The organism is Desulfopila sp. IMCC35008, from assembly GCF_010646885.2.
GTDB lineage: Bacteria > Desulfobacterota > Desulfobulbia > Desulfobulbales > Desulfocapsaceae > Desulfopila.
Genome location: NZ_CP050700.1, coordinates 4,449,477 through 4,466,541 on the forward strand (window position 1 = coordinate 4,449,477; position 17,065 = coordinate 4,466,541).

General features: G+C 47.8%; 15 protein-coding genes. 4 read left to right on the top strand and 11 right to left on the bottom strand.

Annotation, left to right across the window (positions count from 1 at the left end; all coding sequences use genetic code 11):
* Window position 1: 1 nt before the first annotated feature.
* The 5 genes from GA520_RS19230 to GA520_RS19250 form a co-directional block, all read right to left on the bottom strand.
* Window positions 2–1,498 carry an ABC transporter ATP-binding protein gene (locus GA520_RS19230; RefSeq protein ID WP_163338958.1) on the bottom strand — a complete coding sequence of 499 codons (1,497 nt, stop codon included), beginning with the start codon at window positions 1,496–1,498 and terminating at the stop codon, window positions 2–4.
* A 167-nt stretch (window positions 1,499–1,665) separates the two neighbouring features.
* Window positions 1,666–2,670 (bottom strand): BMP family protein, encoded by a 1,005-nt coding sequence (locus GA520_RS19235; RefSeq protein WP_163338858.1) that lies wholly within the window; start codon window positions 2,668–2,670, stop codon window positions 1,666–1,668.
* Window positions 2,671–2,973: 303 nt separating this feature from the next.
* The gene (locus tag GA520_RS19240) at window positions 2,974–4,149 is read right to left on the bottom strand and encodes a phosphopentomutase (protein ID WP_163338859.1); all 1,176 of its coding nucleotides are present in this window, start codon (window positions 4,147–4,149) and stop codon (window positions 2,974–2,976) included.
* A complete protein-coding gene (gene deoC, locus GA520_RS19245) occupies window positions 4,146–4,826 on the bottom strand; it encodes a deoxyribose-phosphate aldolase (protein WP_163338860.1) in 681 nt (226 codons plus the stop codon). Before deoC ends, GA520_RS19240 begins: the two co-directional genes overlap by 4 nt.
* Window positions 4,827–4,839: 13 nt before the next feature.
* Window positions 4,840–6,144: a thymidine phosphorylase gene (locus GA520_RS19250; protein ID WP_163338861.1), complete on the bottom strand. Its 1,305-nt coding sequence runs from the start codon at window positions 6,142–6,144 to the stop codon at window positions 4,840–4,842.
* 191 nt (window positions 6,145–6,335) lie between these two features.
* Between GA520_RS19250 and GA520_RS19255 the strand changes: the two genes are divergently transcribed.
* Window positions 6,336–7,436: an IS630 family transposase gene (locus tag GA520_RS19255; protein WP_205749309.1), complete on the top strand. Its 1,101-nt coding sequence runs from the start codon at window positions 6,336–6,338 to the stop codon at window positions 7,434–7,436.
* Between the two features lie 810 nt (window positions 7,437–8,246).
* Complete coding sequence (locus tag GA520_RS19260) at window positions 8,247–8,714, top strand: hypothetical protein (RefSeq protein WP_163338862.1); 468 nt, start codon at window positions 8,247–8,249, stop codon at window positions 8,712–8,714.
* 284 nt (window positions 8,715–8,998) lie between these two features.
* Here the strand turns inward: GA520_RS19260 and GA520_RS19265 are convergent, their stop codons facing one another.
* From GA520_RS19265 to GA520_RS19290, 6 genes are all read right to left on the bottom strand, one after another.
* The gene (locus GA520_RS19265; protein ID WP_240910180.1) at window positions 8,999–10,135 is read right to left on the bottom strand and encodes a Coenzyme F420 hydrogenase/dehydrogenase, beta subunit C-terminal domain; all 1,137 of its coding nucleotides are present in this window, start codon (window positions 10,133–10,135) and stop codon (window positions 8,999–9,001) included.
* Between the two features lie 210 nt (window positions 10,136–10,345).
* Entirely contained in the window at window positions 10,346–10,951 is a 606-nt protein-coding gene (locus GA520_RS19270; protein ID WP_163338864.1) for a DapH/DapD/GlmU-related protein, read from the bottom strand.
* Window positions 10,948–11,688, bottom strand: coding sequence for a DapH/DapD/GlmU-related protein (locus GA520_RS19275; protein WP_163338865.1), 741 nt, complete (start codon window positions 11,686–11,688; stop codon window positions 10,948–10,950). The genes GA520_RS19270 and GA520_RS19275 overlap by 4 nt, the downstream gene beginning before the upstream one ends.
* A gap of 16 nt (window positions 11,689–11,704) precedes the next feature.
* Window positions 11,705–12,853 (bottom strand): lysylphosphatidylglycerol synthase transmembrane domain-containing protein, encoded by a 1,149-nt coding sequence (locus GA520_RS19280; RefSeq protein ID WP_163338866.1) that lies wholly within the window; start codon window positions 12,851–12,853, stop codon window positions 11,705–11,707.
* Between the two features lie 197 nt (window positions 12,854–13,050).
* On the bottom strand, window positions 13,051–13,503 hold the full coding sequence (locus GA520_RS19285; RefSeq protein ID WP_163338867.1) for a hypothetical protein: 453 nt from the start codon (window positions 13,501–13,503) through the stop codon (window positions 13,051–13,053).
* 196 nt (window positions 13,504–13,699) lie between these two features.
* Window positions 13,700–14,749: a hypothetical protein gene (locus tag GA520_RS19290; protein ID WP_163338868.1), complete on the bottom strand. Its 1,050-nt coding sequence runs from the start codon at window positions 14,747–14,749 to the stop codon at window positions 13,700–13,702.
* A gap of 421 nt (window positions 14,750–15,170) precedes the next feature.
* Here GA520_RS19290 and GA520_RS19295 point away from each other — a divergent pair, with 421 nt between their 5' ends.
* Both GA520_RS19295 and GA520_RS19300 read left to right on the top strand, forming a co-directional pair.
* A complete protein-coding gene (locus GA520_RS19295) occupies window positions 15,171–15,392 on the top strand; it encodes a hypothetical protein (protein WP_163338869.1) in 222 nt (73 codons plus the stop codon).
* Window positions 15,393–15,651: 259 nt separating this feature from the next.
* A complete protein-coding gene (locus GA520_RS19300; protein WP_163338870.1) occupies window positions 15,652–16,506 on the top strand; it encodes a hypothetical protein in 855 nt (284 codons plus the stop codon).
* The last annotated feature ends 559 nt before the right edge of the window (window positions 16,507–17,065 follow it).

The following is a 17,065-nucleotide window of genomic DNA, read 5'->3' on the forward strand; positions in this document are numbered from 1 at the left end:
ACTAAGCTGAGCCTCCTGCCATTAACATCCCGATCTCCTTTTCATCCACAGCGTCAGCGTCAAGGACTCCAACAATCTTCCCCTCGAAAATAACCGCTATCCGATCTGAGACGTTCATAACTTCATCAAGTTCAAAGGATATCAGGAGGACACCCTTGCCGGCATCCCGCTGGGCGACCAGCGTCTTGTGTACATATTCGATAGCCCCTACATCAAGCCCACGGGTCGGCTGTGCCGCAATAAGCAATTGCGGGTCGTTACTCACTTCGCGGGCGATAATCATCTTCTGCTGGTTGCCTCCGGAGAGAGCACGTGCCTCCAGCGTTGAATTTGGCGGGCGAATATCGAACTTTTCTATCAACTCGTCTGCATTCTTGTAGATATTATCATGCAGGAGGTAGAAATTTTTTGAAAATGCGGGTTTGGAATAGGTCTCCAGGATCATGTTTTCGGCAATGTCGAACTCAAAGACAAGCCCGCGCTTCTGCCTGTCTTCGGGAATATGGCCAACCTTGTGGTCGTTGATGATTCGGGCCGGGGTCTGGTTGGCAATGTTTTTACCTGCCACCTCTATCAGACCACTCTTAACCTTCCTGAGCCCCGTCATCGCCTCGATCAATTCGCTCTGGCCGTTACCGTCTACTCCGGCAATTCCAAGGATTTCGCCTTTTCGCAGTTCAAGATCAAGACCTTCCAGCGCCATTACGCCCCGACTGTCCTCCACCCAAAGATCCCTGATTCTGAGAACCGTCTCTCCCGGTTCCATTTTCTTTTTATCAACCTTGAAATTCACCTCACGCCCCACCATTCTGGAGGCCAAATCCTCCTCGGTCACCTTGCTCACTTCAACGGTATCGATATGGCGCCCCCGACGAATGATTGTGCAGTAATCGGCAACCTGCTTAATCTCATTTAATTTGTGGGTGATGATGATAATTGATTTCCCCGCCTCGGTCAGGTTATGGATGATCATTACCAGTTCCTGTATTTCCGGCGGAGTGAGCACAGCCGTCGGTTCATCGAAGATCAGGATCTGCGCCCCCCGATACAGGGTTTTCAGGATCTCAACGCGCTGCTGGCTGCCCACCGACAGATCCTGAACCAAGGCCCTGGGATCAACTGTCAACCCATACATTTCCGACAACTCGGCAACTTTTTCCTCCGCTTTTTGTAAATTAAGCAGGCCAAAACGTGACGCGGGTTCATTTCCCAGTACAATATTCTCGGTGACGGAAAACGGCTCAACCAGCATAAAATGCTGATGCACCATGCCGATTCCATTGGCAATAGCGACATTGGGATCAGTAATATTAAGAGAAGTTCCGTTCACCCTGATAGAACCGGATGTTGGCTGCAATAACCCGTACAGGACGTTCATCAGGGTTGTTTTACCCGCACCGTTCTCGCCGAGCAATGCGTGAACTTCACCTTTATGGACCGTGAGGTTTATTTCTTCATTGGCGACAAAATCACCGAACTTCTTGGTGACATTTGTCATTTCCACAGCTTTGTGTGAAAAGTCGATCGATTCCACGAAATTCCCCGGGATGATCGGCTACCGGCCCTGACTGTCGAACCGATAGCCTCTTTTTGTAGTAACTGCCCACCCTTGCCCGGGTTCTGGCTTAAGCCTGACCCAACGAGCCCTAATTGAGAGGGAAAAACCTACTTTATGAATTCCTTGTACTCAGCATCCGTTGCCGGTACCACGATTTCGCCGGACTTGATCTTGGCGATCAGGCCGTCAACCTCGTCAAGGATCTCCTTGGGTACATGCTTGCTGGTGGTGGGCGCAATGCCTACACCCTCATTGGAGAGGTTGTAGACCACAGACTCACCACCCTTAAAGACACCTTTCTGGAGCTGTTCGACGATGCCGAAGATGGCGTTATCAACACGCTTCATGGCTGAAGTGAGGACATTATCCGGGGCCAGGTGGCTCTGGTCCTTATCAACTCCTATGGCCCATTTGTTTTTCTCTTTAGCCGCCTCGATGACACCGTCACCCACACCACCGGCAGCATGAAAAACAATATCAGCACCCTGCTGGTACATATTATTGGTAATTGCCTTGCCCTTGGCCGCATCGGTGAAGGACTCGGCATACTGACGAACAACTTCCACCTCAGGGTTGGCCATTTTCACACCAGCCATATAACCGTACTCAAATTTCTCGATCAGGGGGAACTTGATACCACCAACAAAACCAACCTTCTTGGCCTTGGTCATTTTACCGGCAATGTACCCGACCAGAAAAGACGGCTGCTCTTCCTGGAAAACGGCACAGGCTACATTTTTCGGGGTTTCCGGACCATAAAAGAAATCGACGATGGCATACTTCTGGTCGGGATTAACCTGGGCAGTGGATTTGATGGCGTCGGCCATCAGAAAACCGATACCCCAGATGAGGTCATATTCCGCATCGGTGAGGGTCTCCAGGTTGGGAGCATAATCGGCATCCTGCTTGGATTCCTTATACCCGATCTTCATCCCCAGCTCTTCCTTGGTCCGGGTCAACCCTTCCCAGGCGGACTGGTTAAAGGACTGGTCGTTCACACCTCCGACATCCGTTACCATTCCGACTTTCATGCTCCTGGCACTCGCCGAACCGGTCACGCATACCGTTACTGCAAAAAGAACAGCAGCCCACAACGCACATTGCTTTTTCATCCATCTCTCCTTTTATGGTTAGTTTTTTTGGGGGAAATATCCACATTCTCTATTCAAAATCGGTTTCACACCTTACAGGTTGGCACTGTAGTTTCACCCAACGCATCTAATTGGTTTACAACCTGAAACTGCCGTTTTGCCCAATCTCAGCGTTGCAGCTGAAAATTTTTCCATGGGATATCGTATACATGCCTGAGGTTGCATTTCCAGACGCGCCTTGATCTTGCACAATATGACTCCTTTTAGGATGAAAACTAGTTAGCAAAAATCCTGGCCTGGCTACATCTCCTGACTGGTACAAGATCAAACAAAGGACGTCCCATAACTCATCCCCGGCACCGCGAAAAAGGAAGCCAGGCTCTGTCCAACATCACTGAAACTACCGCGTACCCCAAGATTTTCGCTGGGCATCCCTCCGGAATGGACAAGCAGCGGCACATATTCCCTGGTATGATCCGACCCTTTAAAACCGGGATCACAACCATGGTCAGCGGTGATGATGAGCATATCATCTCCTGACATCAGGGTAATAATTCTGTCCAGCACCCGATCTATCTTTGCAACTGCATCGTGATAGCCTTTAATGTCACGGCGATGGCCGAAATGCATATCAGTATCCACCAGATTAACGAATATAAACTGATCCTTTTCCGGAGAAGACTCCAGGCAACTGACAAGCCGCTCCAAACAGGCAACATTGCCACTGTCATGATAACTCACATCTATCCCGCGCTCACAGAAGATGTCCCCGATCTTACCAATGGCTATTGTTTCAACATCATTTTTCTGCAAGACATCCAGAATGGTATCATGCGGCGGCACCATGGAGAAATCCTTTCTGGCAGAGGTGCGTTTAAACCGGCCGGGTTCGCCAATAAACGGACGGGCAATAACACGCCCTATCCGGTATGGATCGGCAAGCTCCCTTGTTATCTCACAGACCCGGTATAACTCTTCAAGTGAAACAACCTGCTCATGGGCCGCGACCTGCAACACGGAATCAGCTGAGGTGTAGACAATCAGCCCTTTTCCCTTCATATGAAGCTCGCCAAGCTCTTCAATAATTGCTGTTCCTGAGGCCCCCTTATTACCCAACACCTCATAGCCTGTCCGATCCCTGAAATGATCGAGCAGTTCTTCAGGGAAGGACGGATGTGGCAGAGGAAAAGTCTGGAACGGTTCAGTCAGCACCACACCGGCTAGTTCCCAATGGCCGGTGGTGGTATCCTTGCCTTGCGAGACCTCGACCATAGCCCCGTATGCAGCCAGAGGTGCAGCAACCGGCTCGCACCCGGGCAGAACGTGTCCGGCGAGTTCAGCACAATTTCCCAACCCCATTTTTCGTAAGGTAGGCCAACCCACCAGCTCAACCCCTTCGCAGATATGCAGGGCCGTATTGGCCCCCTCATCTCCATAAAGGTGTGCATCCGGCAAGGCACCGATTCCAAAGCTGTCTATAATTATCAGCAGGGCTCTCATGGCGGCGGCGGTTCCCCCCCTCCCTTGGCTTCCTGAAGGATGGCAATTCCTGCACTGGCACCAATACGATCGGCACCGGCCGCTATCATCTTTTCAGCATCGGCCAGCGACTTGATGCCCCCTGAAGCCTTCACTTGTAATTCGCCATTGACAGTTCTCTTCATCAGGGCAACATCATGTGCAGTTGCACCACCCCCCGCAAATCCTGTGGACGTTTTGACAAAATGAGCACCCGCCTTCTTCGCCAGAAGACAGGCCTCTACAATCTCTTTTTCGCTCAGCAGGCAGGTTTCGATAATAACCTTGACTATGTTTCCAGCTGCAGCTTCCACGACTTTACGAATATCCTGCTCAACATATTCTGCGAACCCCTCTTTCATGGCACCGATGTTTATCACCATGTCTATCTCTTCAGCACCATCTTCAATGGCCTGTTGTGTTTCCATCGCCTTCATGGAAGAGGTGTGGGCGCCAAGGGGGAAACCTACAACCGAGCAGACCCGGACACCACTGCCAGCGAGTTTCTCCGCCACCATTTTCACATGAACGGGATTGACACAAACACTGAAAAAACCGAACAGGATCGCCTCATCGCAAATTTGTTCTATCTGGGACCGGGTTGCATCGGGTTTTAACAGTGTATGATCAAAGTATTTTGCCAGTTCTTCAGCTTTCATAGGAGTTCCTTTTTCAGGAGATCGTTGTATATATCATTGGATGTTGGGTTGGCTGAAGTTTCCCGAGCCTGAAAGCTTTGATAAACCGTAAACGTGCCTCTTCCAGACGATCGGTGGAGTTCACGTGGAAAAACGCCAGTTCTTCACCTTTTTCCACATAATCACCAACACGTTTCATCAACCAGATTCCCACGGCAGGATCTATTATATCCGTCTTTTTCACACGCCCGGCTCCGAGCAATAAGGCGGCCAGGCCAATTTCATCGGTTGCAATATCAGTCACATATCCTGAGCATTCTGACACAATAGGTTCCAATCTGTCAGCAGTTGGCAGGAGATCCGGATTAATGCAAACATCCGGTTCCCCACGCTGGGCTTTTATCATGGCTGCAAGCTGCTCCAGCGCCCTGCCTGATTCCAACGCCTCGATCGCCGCCTTCGTGGCAGCTGTTTCATCCTGGGCAAGCCCGGACAAGTACAACAGCTGCGCGCTTAAAGCGATTGAGACCTTTTGAAGATCACCTTCATGATTCCCCTGCAGGATTTCTATTGCCTCACGAACCTCCAGGGCGTTACCCACCGCATTACCGAGAGGCTGATTCATATCAGTTACCAGGGCAGCAATTTTTTTGCCAGCTTTCTGACCGATCGCAACCATGACCCGGGCCAGGCGCTCAGCATCTTTGACCGACTTCATAAAGGCGCCGTTGCCGGTCTTCACGTCCAGCACAATCGTCTCACTGCCGCTGGCAAGCTTTTTACTCATGATACTGGATGAGATCAGGGAGATATTGTCCACTGTGCCAGTGGTGCCACGCAAGGCATACAACAGCTTATCTGCGGGAACCAGCTCACGGGTCTGACCGATAATAGACATACCGCTATGATCAACAATCTCGCGAAAACGGTGCATGGAGATATCGGTCCGAAATCCGGGTATCGATTCCAGTTTATCGATGGTACCACCGGTATGCCCCAATCCTCGACCCGACATCTTGGCAACTTTCAGCCCACAAGCGGCAGCTATGGGTGCGGTAATCAGAGTCGTTGTATCTGCAACGCCACCTGTAGAATGCTTGTCCACCTTCATACCGGTAATTCCTGATAGATCGATCGTCTCCCCGGAATCCCGCATGGCGAAAGTCAGTTCAGCTGTTTCCGTGTCGTTCAAACCAACAAACCAGATGGCCATCAACAGGGCGGACATTTGGTAATCGGGAATAGTACCTTTCACATAACCGGACACAAAATAGTCAATCTCAGCCGCCGACAGGCGCCCGCCGTTACGTTTTTTGAGTAGTATTTCCGGAAAATGCATGGAATCCCCTGTTCTCAACTAATTAATCCGTCAACGTCCCAGGATAGTCACAGAAAGGAAATATCGTGGCACAAACAGCCCCCCGGCGCTTCCCATATATCCCAGTGTTATTACTGACCAACCTATCGTATCGGTGAAGGTTTTTCTACGTTTTTCTTTGCACTGCCAAACAGTATGCCATCCATACATGGATGGCATTATTAAGCCGTGCATTAATCAGCCGACATTGGTATAATGTCGGCATGAATGAATTTGACGGAAGAAAACTCGACAGGAAAGCTCTTGAGGCCATACGGATTAGAGCCGTAAAACGTGTTGAGGCCGGTGAAAGCCCAGAGATTGTAATTAAAGCTCTTGGCTTCACTCGATCCCAGATATACGAGTGGCTTGCAAAATATCGTGAGGGTGGGATTGATGCCCTTCGACGTCGCAAAGCTCCTGGAAAAACGCCAAAACTCAGCGGTGAGCAGCTCAAGAAAGTCTATCGCCTTGTTGTGGGGAATAATCCCAGGCAACTTAAGTTCGAATTTGCTCTCTGGACCAGGGCCATGATCAGAGAAATGATTCGCCGTGAGTTTGGAGTAAACCTCAGTGAGGTATCTGTAGGCCGCCTTTTGAAGAAGCTTGGTTTGAGTCCTCAGCGTCCGACACATCGAGCCATAGAGCGTTACGAACTCTCTGTATTTAGATGGATGGCTGAAGATTATCCGCAAATCCGCAAGCTCGCTAAAGAGCATAACGCTGAGATTTATTTCGGTGATGAGTCTTCTGTGCGTTCCGATTACCATTCCGGTACCACTTGGGCTCCACGTGGAAAAACACCTACTGTCAAAGCACCTGTGACCAGGCATAAGGTCAACTTGATCTCGGCTATCAGTCCGCGTGGAACGATGCGCTTTATGGCCACTGAAGAAAATGTAACAGCTGATGTGTTCATTGCTTTTTTGAAACGTTTAATTTGCAACGCTAAACGTCCTGTGTTTCTAATCGTAGACAATCATGCAGTGCACAGATCCAACAAAGTCCGTGAATTCGTGAAAAGTACGAAAGGCAAGCTCTGGCTTTTCTATCTACCGCCGTATTCTCCTGAGTTGAATCCTGATGAACATGTATGGAACTATCTGAAAAACCATAAAATTGGACGCCAAGTAGTGCGTGGCGCGTACGACTTGCATAAACGAGTAGACTCAATTATGCGGTCTCTGCAAAAACAACCAAGCAAGATCAAATCATTTTTCAAGAGTGCTTGGACCAAATACATTTTAATGTCGGGTATTCAACGTACGGCTTAATAATATGCTATCTCTACAACAGCTTTAGATGGATAACGGGATAAGAAAAACAATTTTCACTTGCGATTTTGTCTGCGTTTTCACTTTCCGTTAAGCGAAAAAGGAATAAAGATTTTCAATTCAACCAGACGCAAAAAATGAACCCCTTCTTTATTAGTATTTACAATTCGAGGTAATTCTTTTTCGTTTTCAATGCATATATTACCATTGTTTGTAATGGCTAACCAATTGCTGGATTAGGACTCTTACCCTTATCTTTTAATCGTAATTAAGTCTGAAATAGCGGACAAAAAAAAGCACCGTAGTTCATCAAATTCTCAAACTTCCTTTTGCTGGACGAAAGTAAAAAAAGTTTTGATTCCATGTTCTGAATTCCAACCTCAGAGACCCGGGTCAGTATCGTATATAGTGTTTATAACATACTGTTTCCATCGTATATAATTCTACAAAAGACACCGTCTAATTTTTTTGTAAGGTGTTTTTCTTCCGTAACAAACACATTCATATCTTTAATACGAGATAGTATTTCTTTCTCCACCCACTGGGGTGTAATAATTTGTCAGGAAGGTTAAAAATCATATAGAAAAATATTGCATCAAGACCGCAACTCGACTAGAATGTGTCAACATAGAATGGGGCATAACAGGTAAACTGTTATATGAAAACGCAAACTATTAGTTCTAATTAAATCGCGAAACGGTAAAAACAAAATGTTTTTACCGTTTCGCTTTATATAAAAAGAACGACTGGCAAGAATAGTGATTAAACGTTTTTAATCCAAACCGAAAACAAACAAAGGGAGATTTATTGATGAGACTGGTTATACTGGCCTTGTATCTTGTGTTGACATTGTCGTTGTCCGCCTGTGACTGGTTCGACGATGATGATGACGACAACTCTGGTGGAGTTGGAACACCAGAAGCTGTCGACCAAACCTACACAGAGACACCCCAAGCCGAACCAGCCGAGGCCGCTGAAGAGGACGTATCTGCAACGACCGAAAACGTAGATTACACACGAAACTACCATCATTGGAACCCGAGATCATGGGACGGTAAAGGATCTTCTATCGTTCTCTGTCCGGGTGCTCCCAAGTATGATTCCTGCGAACTGAACGGAGACTCACTTCGTCTTCATGGAAACAGGGATTACGGACGCTGGATCTGGACCAATTACAACACCAGAGGTCTTTCCGGCAAGATCACTTGTACTAAAGACGGTGTAACAGTAGGTTTTGAAGTGACGAGTAAAAGCTCGTTGCAATACGGAAGCTGCTAGCGGGTTGTCTTGTATCGGTTTCGCGACCAACTTGTTGTCGCTCTAATCGAGCAAAGGGCCGATTCTCAAAGAGAATCGGCCCTTTTTTATTCTATTCACCACCTTCTGTCGTTATTCGTTTGATCCCATCTGAAAACTAGTTAGTTCCCATCCTAAAACCCAGCATTCTGTTCAATATCGAGGCGTGGCTTCATTATTTACCGCAGGCATATTACGATATTCGGAGGATCAATAAATAAGCCGGAACGCTGAGATTGGACAGAAGGGTAGTTTTCGGATGGGAACTAGTTAGATGAATAGCCTCCAAAAAGCTTTTTCCTTTTCTCATTCACCATATCCAGTACATCACCCAATGGTGAAAACAGGATCTTTAATATAAAAGTCCTGCCCATTTTCCCTCTGAAGAGAAACCAGCATCTGTAAAGAAACTCACTCCTCTTGGCTCGGGAGGTTGGTTCATCCATCGAAACATGATATTCCGGTACAGGTTTCCTCTTGGATTGCATCCTGAGAAACCGCACACGGTTTCTGCCTTTCTTCCCCTGTGCCATCTTCAGTATCCGTTGCGACATAAACTCCTTGGGCAGGGTATGAAGAGTAATAGCGCCATCTGCAGCCGCCTGACGCATAACTTTTTCACCCGCTTCGGTTCTCTGGGATATGAGGGTACATCGCTCCAATTTGGCAAGCTCACCGGAATAATCAAAAGCCCAGAAATCACCAAAACTAAGGTCGGCATACTCGGCAAGAGCATCAACACAGAGATAACAACGTTCGGCCCCAAACAGCCGGAACATGACATTCATCACATTCTTGATGTTGATAGTGTGCAACGGAATATGGCTGCCATCCTTCTTATCCACCACAAAACCACCCGGCCAGCCTGCACCACGAAAACCGAATCGGGCTACGTCCTTGAGTTTGATGTTGCATGCCTTTATCGCTTCAAGATGCCCGTTGGTTTTCAGGGTACAATTACAGTAGAGCCCAAAGATATAACCGATCTTCTTTCCAAGCCCGGGATCGGTTTGCTGCAGTTTTCGCAATCCATGTATCTGACAGGGAAGTGCAACAACTGCATATTTCCCTTTCTTTTTGCGTAACTCACGGAGCACCTCCATAGAGGGGGTAACACAATATTTTGATTGTGCTGCCTGCTTAATATCATCAGGGGTTGTTGCCAGGATTCCTTTTGTCAGATACGGCTGATCTGAATCATAATCCACTACCAGAGCACCATCAATTTCCTTTTTCTCGAGGAGATAAAGGAGCAGACCGGTAACCATACCACCACTGGCACCTGAAAAACGTACATCGTTATCTTCAGGATGTGCAATATAGAGATTTTCGGTATATCCCTGCAGGTCGTGCTGGTCGTAATCGGTATTAAAAAGTGTACGTGAAAGTTCTGGAAAATTCACATCCCCACCGGGACAAGACTTGGTACAAAGTCCACAGGACGTACACTTCCCACTTAATTGCGGAAAATTATCCTGGTCAAAAGAAATGACCTGGACAGGACACACACCGGCACATATTCCACACCGGGCGCACAACCCTTTCTCAACAATGTTTTGTTGTAATTCAGAAAAATTCATATTTTCTATTTAACAGGCAAAAGACAACACGCGTCACCCTTCACCACGAATCTTCTTTGTTACTGCGGGAGAACCGACAGCAATACCAAAAGGAACCACATCCTTTTCAACCAGGGCATGGGCACCGACAATGGCATTATCTCCGATGGTCACTCCGGGATTCACCTGTAATCGCACACCAAGCCAACATCCATCCCCGACATATATATCTTTTCCGGGGGAGCTACATTCGCCTATCTCACCAAACCGACAATACCCGGCTATCAGACAATCCCTGCCCATTCGGAATATTGAGTCGGTCTCAACCGTGCAATAGGAGCTGAAATTGGAACCTTCACCGATGAGGATTGCCCCTTTTCCCGCAGTCGACAAAACGGTCTCGGAACCGAGAAAGACCTCTTCATCCAGATAAATGGTTCCTTCATCCCCATGACCCTTACCGGCACTGAGAACAACACCATTACTGATGACGACTTTCCTGCCTAGATGAATCCTCTCTGCTCCGTACAGGTCGATAAACCTGCCAAACAATACACCCCTTCCACAGGAGCCAAAACGATACGGATAAACCTTGCTGCGCAACCACAACCCCAGTGCTCCAGGACACCAACGTAAAAATCGGTCAAACAGAGTTGTCATGAGAACTTTGCTCCCGGTTTTACAGCAGCGGGTATACCGGCAACACAACAGCCAGCCTCAACATCACGGATGACTACAGAGTCAGACTCGACAACAGCATTATTACCAATAACAACACCATCCAGGATGGTCACCCGATCACCGATAACAACATTATCCCCGACCCTGTTCTCGCCCTTACAGGTAATCGGCTGATTAATTATCGGTATATCAAGCGCGGAAATAGCATGTCCGGCGCCAACAATATAGGAACCTTCACCAATAACACAATTTTTACCGACCGAAAGCCCCATCAAAGACCCAAGCCGACTGTGTCGACCTATAGTTGTTCCCTGTCCGACCTCAAGTCGGCCACCGGGGCAACTGAAGATCACCTTGTCACCGATACAGGTACCTGCTCCCAGAATAATTTCCCCTTCTTCGCTTTTGACATTTAGAGTGACCTCATTGCCGATACAGCACCCGTCATGGATCTCAATACGATATGGTAGCCGAAAAGAGAAATCCCTGCTGATCTTCACCTTGCGGCCGATATGGCGAAAAGCTGGTCGTAATAAAAGATTGCGTGCCGCCGCACCCAGGCTTCCCTGTAATGAGCCAATCAGCAACACGCTCAATTCCAGATACACCATATACAAAAGGCCACGGTCCCCGACCATGGCCTCTTTGTACTTGGTTAAAGCATTCCCCGGTTTTGCAAGCTGGCGCTGAACACTGCCGATATCCTTTTCCATCATATCTCTTATGAGTTGCCTATGAGACGTCGCCTTTTTTTCTGGCAAACTCTTCCAGTTCGGTGAGTTCTTTTGCCCTGCGGTGTTTATAAAGCAAGTAAACAATAAAACCAACCCCGCCAAGTGTCAGCATCTTTACCCGCAGTAACAGCCCCATGGCCAGTGAGTCCACAGTGGCTATACCCATCATGCTAAAATAAAAAACAAAGACCGATTCAAAAAAACCGAAATTGCCTAATATTGAAACGGGAAGATGGCCAATAAACATGATTGTCGGCGTCAGCGCACACACCACGAAAAAACCGGGATCAACCCCGAAAGCGAGAAACGATACATAGACGTTCAACCAGGTAAGCATATAAAAGAAAGCTGTTACCCCCGCCACCTTGGCAAGTAATACAGGCTCTTTCACGATTATGGTCATGGCCCGCATCAATTCCACGTGAAATTTTGCGACCTTGCCGGAAATGTTCTCATACACGCCCTGCAGAAAATCAACCGGCCAAACCAGGATTTTAAGCCCTGTCTTCTCTGCTACGGAACGACAACCGCCAAAAATCGCATGGGCGATTGCATCAGGGAGTTTCAAGGGTTCCTTTACAGTCATGACCCAGAGAATAACAATGAGGAGGATAAATGCTGCCAGGCTCGGAAAATAGAAATAGGGACTGCTATACAATTCAGGTATAAAAAGAGGTGCTCCAATCACCAGCATGATCAGGAACAGGACACCTGTGAACCGCTCAAGAAAGACCGCTACCGCAGAATAGACCTGGTCTTTGATTATCTGGCCGCTATAGAAGGAACGGACCACATCGCCACCCACATTCGAGGGCAGCAGGTTAGAAAAGAAATAACCGACCAGATAAATCCTCATCAAATCCCTGAACGAAACGGTCGGATCCTTAACTTTTAAGAGGATTCTCCATTTGTAACAGCTGGTTGAAAGCATCACCGGTACCAGCAGGAATGAGAGACTGAAATACAACCAGTCTATCCTGCCCAGCACCTCGACCACCTCATTTTTCTGCACAAAAGAAAACAGGACCAGCAGAAATGCCACTCCTACACATCCTTTGAAAAGGTACCGCAGCCCCTTGCTGAGCTGAAAGGGCTTTTTGCCAGGTGCAGCAGCGCCTGCAGCGGTTTCCGCTTTCGAATTTGTCACACTATCCAAAATGAACCTTTAGTTACTAGTATGTTACCGGGCCTTTTACCCTATTACGGCAACAAGGACCCGCAGTTTCTGTGGGAAATCTATAACCAGGGAGTTTTACCTTTTGCCGATGAGGGTGTAAACCAAATTTTCTCTCTTGAGGAGAAGAAGTAAAGGACTTTGGGGCGGATGAGGGCAACTTCTCGGAATTATAAGATCGTATCGGTCATGGTAAATCCGATGATGGACAATATCTCCCCGTTACAGTAAATCCGGACCTTCCAGTCACCATATACGTTCGGGCTAAATTCACTACCGCTTAACATCTGACTGAGCGGCCCTTTCTCATGCAACTGCATCCAGAAATAAAGTTGTTTTGACAACGGCTCACTCTCCGGAGATAACTCATAACTATCATTGCGAACCAACACTCCGTCCGGGCGAATCCACTCGATTGAAAGAGCGTATTGCTGTTTTTTCAAGTCAAAAAAGTCGATGAGCACATAAATGGTATCCGATGGAATGAATTTCTGCTGTTCCTCCTGGAACGTATCGTCATGATATAGACGAACCTCATGCGAAACAGCACCTGCCATCACCGTCGATGCCCCGAGTATCAACACTATAAAAGCAACGACATTCAACACAAACCTGGAAATCATATTTTGCCCTCTTTTCTTTTCAGAAGATCCATAACTGGGCATATAATACTCAGTAACTATTGGTTTGGCCAGACCAATTGAAAATGTGATTGTTACCCTGAAACAGCAAAAGGTGCCGGGAAAGATCCCGGCACCTTTTGCTGTTTCATATTCTGATTACAACGGAGCTACTTAACAGACACGTTTCACCAAGAATTTACGAAACATATGGTTTGACGTCCGTCGTCATCGAACCAGGAGAGTTTATCTCGAACTGATAAAGCTTGCCGTCTCCCATTTCGACATGAAGAATGCTGGGTGAGGGGTAGGAGCCCCCTTTCCCGTTAAACCGAAAAACATGACGTCCCTTATCCTCGCTGGCAAGAAATCCCTTTTCAGCGATGTTGCCCTGGGTATCTGTCACATAGACCTGCTCTACATCCTGCAATGCGGAAGGCAGAACAACAGCCAGCTTGCCTACACCTTTAGAAACCGGATTCCAACGGATGCCTGAGATATCAGCCTGAGTACCGGTAAGAACCGTGCTTCCGGCTACTAGGCCAGCTGCCGTCATTGAATCGGTGGTACCGGAAGTTGCTGCTGTCCCCGCTACACTGGAACCTGCCTGTTGACCCTGGGTGAATGAAAGTGACATCCTGCCGCTTTCCAGCTCCCCACTGTCAAATTTCAACAAAGTGGCCAGGGCGCTCTCCATCGCTGATTCCGTAGAGGCAACGCTCTGTGTTGTTCCATAGGAATCATAAAGAGCATTTTTGTTTGAATCCAACTGTGACGCCTGGAATGCCTGGGCATGAATGGTTTCGGCTTCTTCCAGGGTCAGAATTCCCTGCTGTTCAAGATCCCTGAGAGCAGCTCTGGCTGCATCTTCCATAAAAACATACCCATCAGCCCTTTCGTGGCTACCCATCTGCTTTTCCAGAGCAACATCATAGGCGTTTGCAGCTTCTTCTCCCTTGGCAGCAATAAGCCGTTCATGCACAATTCCTGCAAACAATTGCTCCTCGTTAACGCTTGCCGGTTTTGTATTTCCCAAAAGTTCATACAAGTAGGGTGCAAGATTGCTTGTGTTTGTGCCATCTGCGGCACCATTATTGACAACAGGAGGAGTCGCTGTTGTCTCGTCGGTTGTGGTTTGGCCCAGGATATCCTGGAATCCCTGCCCCGCCTCATTATTTTCGGCATCCCTTTTCAGGATCGCAGCCGAGTTTGCAGGCGGTACTATGGGAAGTTGGGTTGACTGTATCATGGCAGCCCTTTTCTGTTTTTTTCTCGAGCCTAAAACTCGGCACACTATGCGGATTGTAAGTCACCACACAAATACTCGCCAAATTATCGTGCTCCAATAATAATCAGCAAACCGATGTTGCTAATCCTCTATCTACCTTATCGGTTACAATGTGGTATTTGTTTAGCCCGGTTCTTTTTTCAATGGTGCCAACTCACTGAACACATGCCAACACCATTGGTTAAGATGCGATGCTCCTGCATTAACCTCCAATTCATATCCACCGTCCCAACCCTTTCACTGAAGCCTTTTGAGAGGGTTGACAAGTAATGTTGCGCCACTTAGCTTGTGTCGTGGAAGTACCACTTTGTGGTACATGATATCTACTATCCCGGCCGACATTACCGGGTATCACGAATAGAGGAAAAAAAGGAGGATAGTCATGGCTTACACATGCCAGAACTGCGGTGCAGAGGCTGACAAACCGGGACATCTCTGCAACCCGTCAAGCGAAGGAATCGACTGCAAATTCTGCGGTGAAAAGGATGTCGCGGCATCACACGTCTGCAAAAGCAAACTTGCATCCCTGAAATACTCCTGCGAATCATGCGGAAGATTGGCAATGGATTCAGCCCATCTCTGCAAACCAGCTGAAATTGTTTAATCCATGTTTATCCCGGCTTCTCACTCATTGAAGCCGGGAATTCCCCCTTACCATAAAAAACGCCAGCCCTCGATCATTGGCTGCCTGACGAACCCAACGTCATGATTAGATTTTTGCGGTAATCGCATATCATCCCGAAAAACCGTTAAAGTTTTATTAATCATCTGTCGATAAGTTTTAATACGGTTGTTTATGTTCAGGGTCCCCATAAAAAATCCAACATCCCGGGAGAGTCCCTGAAAATTCAAGGAGGAATAACATGAGCAATATTACCAACCAGCTCCCACAGATGGGACTATCCCCGCGACACAATTCCCAGCCGGACACTTTATCGTCTGCCATAGTCAGGGAACAATCAGTTAAATATAACGAAAACCTCGATACAGATCTGGTACTGGAAACCAGAGAAGGTGACAAGGTTACTCTTTCGGCAAACAGTTACTCACGAATGGATGCCTACCTGTACGACAGCAAAGGCATGGTGCAGAACGAAACCGGAACCGCACTCTACAGTGAAAGCATCCGGGAGATTACGTTGGCCTCAGGCCAGAGCTTTTCGTTTACTGTGGAAGGAAATCTCAACGAAGATGAGCTTGCAGATATCGAATCGCTGCTGCAAGGACTCGACGGAGTTATTCATGAGATGAAGCAGGGCGACATGTTCGGGGCACTGGATGAAGCCATGGAAATGGGCGGGTACGAGTCTGTTGCATCCTTTGAAGCCAATATCAGTTATCAGCAATCCTATCAGATGAGCTCTGCCGTTGCGGCAACAACAACTCAAACCCTGCCGGCACAGGGAGATGGGGGTAAGCCGGCTAATGACGTTGACAAGTCGGCACCGGGTAACCATAACAAAAAATTCCTTGCGGATTTCGACAAGTTTTTCGAAAAACTTGTTAAACAATTCGATAACCACGATGACAAAATTGTCGGCCTGGCAAAAGACCCTATAAACAAGCTCTTTGGTCACCATCTGGGTAAAAAGGATGACGACGACAGTGCCAGTTCAATATACCAGGTACTGGAAGAAGCAATGGAAAAAATCGACACCCTGATTGATGAGAAAGTAAACACCATTGAGCAGGAACAGGTCGAGGTGCCAGACGAGTAAGCGCCCGGGGGCTAACATACAGCCCCCCGTAAAAGAGTGCCCACCCTGCTCCAGCTTAACGCACCCGAATGCCTTTTGTCTATCTGCTCCTGAATCAAGGACTTTCCTGACAAGAAGTCCCATATCCCTCTTGGACAGTAGCTTTAGGGAAAACCCCTTAATACCAAGATCCTCTGCCTTCTGCCTGTTCATGATAGGGCTGTAGTCGGTGCAGAGTATGATTGGCATTTCTCAGCGTATCTATAGCAGTTTCTTGGATAGTTCCGGCCAGTCTTTCCTGACAGCCATGCTCTGGCCTGACATCAACATGTCGTAGCGTGCGGCCAACTTCAGGTTTGAGATACCATGTTGCCGAACCAGGAAATCGTTAATGCCCAAGACCCGACAGAACAGTCTGCCTCTCCCACCGAAACAGCCTGAAGCCCTGCCAAAGGCGTATCAACCATGACAGGAACTATCTCAGGATGGCCAACCAGAACATGGTCGGCCAAATATCACCATACGAATCAAGGCCATATTGACTGCCCTCCAGGTACGAGTTGACGATCCGGTGAATAAC

Bases quoted from the DNA above. Each gene is read 5' to 3' on its own strand.
- GA520_RS19270 (WP_163338864.1), bottom strand. From the start codon at position 10,951: ATGACAACTCTGTTTGACCGATTTTTACGTTGGTGTCCTGGAGCACTG.
- GA520_RS19230 (WP_163338958.1), bottom strand. From the start codon at position 1,498: ATGACAAATGTCACCAAGAAGTTCGGTGATTTTGTCGCCAATGAAGAA.
- GA520_RS19290 (WP_163338868.1), bottom strand. From the start codon at position 14,749: ATGATACAGTCAACCCAACTTCCCATAGTACCGCCTGCAAACTCGGCT.
- GA520_RS19300 (WP_163338870.1), top strand. From the start codon at position 15,652: ATGAGCAATATTACCAACCAGCTCCCACAGATGGGACTATCCCCGCGA.
- GA520_RS19235 (WP_163338858.1), bottom strand. From the start codon at position 2,670: ATGAAAAAGCAATGTGCGTTGTGGGCTGCTGTTCTTTTTGCAGTAACG.
- deoC (WP_163338860.1), bottom strand. From the start codon at position 4,826: ATGAAAGCTGAAGAACTGGCAAAATACTTTGATCATACACTGTTAAAA.
- GA520_RS19255 (WP_205749309.1), top strand. From the start codon at position 6,336: ATGGCATTATTAAGCCGTGCATTAATCAGCCGACATTGGTATAATGTC.
- GA520_RS19295 (WP_163338869.1), top strand. From the start codon at position 15,171: ATGGCTTACACATGCCAGAACTGCGGTGCAGAGGCTGACAAACCGGGA.
- GA520_RS19275 (WP_163338865.1), bottom strand. From the start codon at position 11,688: ATGATGGAAAAGGATATCGGCAGTGTTCAGCGCCAGCTTGCAAAACCG.
- GA520_RS19285 (WP_163338867.1), bottom strand. From the start codon at position 13,503: ATGATTTCCAGGTTTGTGTTGAATGTCGTTGCTTTTATAGTGTTGATA.
- GA520_RS19260 (WP_163338862.1), top strand. From the start codon at position 8,247: ATGAGACTGGTTATACTGGCCTTGTATCTTGTGTTGACATTGTCGTTG.
- GA520_RS19250 (WP_163338861.1), bottom strand. From the start codon at position 6,144: ATGCATTTTCCGGAAATACTACTCAAAAAACGTAACGGCGGGCGCCTG.
- GA520_RS19240 (WP_163338859.1), bottom strand. From the start codon at position 4,149: ATGAGAGCCCTGCTGATAATTATAGACAGCTTTGGAATCGGTGCCTTG.